This window comes from Phenylobacterium sp., assembly GCF_030651755.1.
Lineage (GTDB): Bacteria > Pseudomonadota > Alphaproteobacteria > Caulobacterales > Caulobacteraceae > Phenylobacterium.
Genome location: NZ_JAUSBZ010000116.1, coordinates 1 through 1,149 on the forward strand (window position 1 = coordinate 1; position 1,149 = coordinate 1,149).

The window sequence follows — 1,149 nt, forward strand, 5'->3', positions numbered from 1 at the left end:
AACCGGGGTCTCTCGCTTGTGTGGCCGAAGTGTCACACCTACATCTGATCCACGGGCTTGCGCTTGCTCAAGGCAGGACCCGTCAATCCGCCTATGAGGGGATGCCATGAACATCGATGTCTATTCCGATCGCGCCAAACAGGCGATCCAGTCGGCCCAGAGCCTCGCGCTCGCCCGCCGACACCAACAGCTTGCTCCCATTCACCTCCTCAAGGTTCTGCTGGAGGAGAAGGACGGCCTGTCCCGCGCGCTCATCCAGAGCGCCGGCGGCCGGCCCGACGAGGCCGACGCCACCGTTGAAGCGGCGCTCGCCAAACGCGCCAAGGTCGAGGGGGGCTCGGGCCAGCTCTATATGGCGCCAGAGACCGCCCGGGTCTTCGCCAAGGCCGAGGCCGACGCCAAGACCGCCGGCGACGCCTTCGTCACCACCGAACGCCTGTTGCTGGCCATCGCCGCCGAAGGGGGGGAGGCGGCCGACGCCCTGAAGAGCGCCGGCGTCAAGGCCAGCGCTCTAGAGAGCGCCGCCAGCGACGTCCGCAAGGGCCGCACAGCCGATTCCGCCTCGGCGGAAGAGGGCTATGACGCCCTGAAGCGCTATGCCCGCGACCTGACCCAGGCCGCCCGGGACCAGAAGCTCGACCCGGTCATCGGCCGGGATGAGGAGATCCGCCGGACCATCCAGGTGCTGTCGCGACGCACCAAGAACAATCCCGTCCTGATCGGCGAGCCCGGCGTCGGCAAGACCGCGATCGTGGAGGGGCTGGCCCTGCGCATCGTCAACGGCGACGTGCCCGAAAGCCTCAAGGACAAGAAGCTCCTGTCCCTGGACATGGGCTCCCTAATCGCCGGGGCGAAGTACCGCGGTGAGTTCGAGGAGCGGCTGAAGGCCGTGCTCAACGAGGTCACCGCCGCCGAGGGCTCGATCATCCTGTTCATCGACGAGATGCACACCCTGGTGGGCGCGGGCAAATCCGAAGGCGCCATGGACGCCTCCAACCTATTGAAACCCGCCCTGGCGCGGGGCGAACTGCACTGCGTCGGCGCCACGACGCTGGATGATTATCGCAAGCATGAGGAGAAGGACGCGGCCCTGGCCCGCCGCTTCCAGCCGGTCTTCGTGTCCGAGCCGACGGTGGAGGACACCATCTC

1 protein-coding gene is annotated in these 1,149 nt (G+C 67.4%); it reads left to right on the plus strand.

Annotated features, from left to right (window positions below; translation table 11 throughout):
• Positions 1-106: 106 nt before the first annotated feature.
• The coding region (locus Q7V15_RS10800; protein WP_304755568.1) for a Clp protease N-terminal domain-containing protein at positions 107-1,149 on the plus strand (1,043 nt) is incomplete at its 3' end.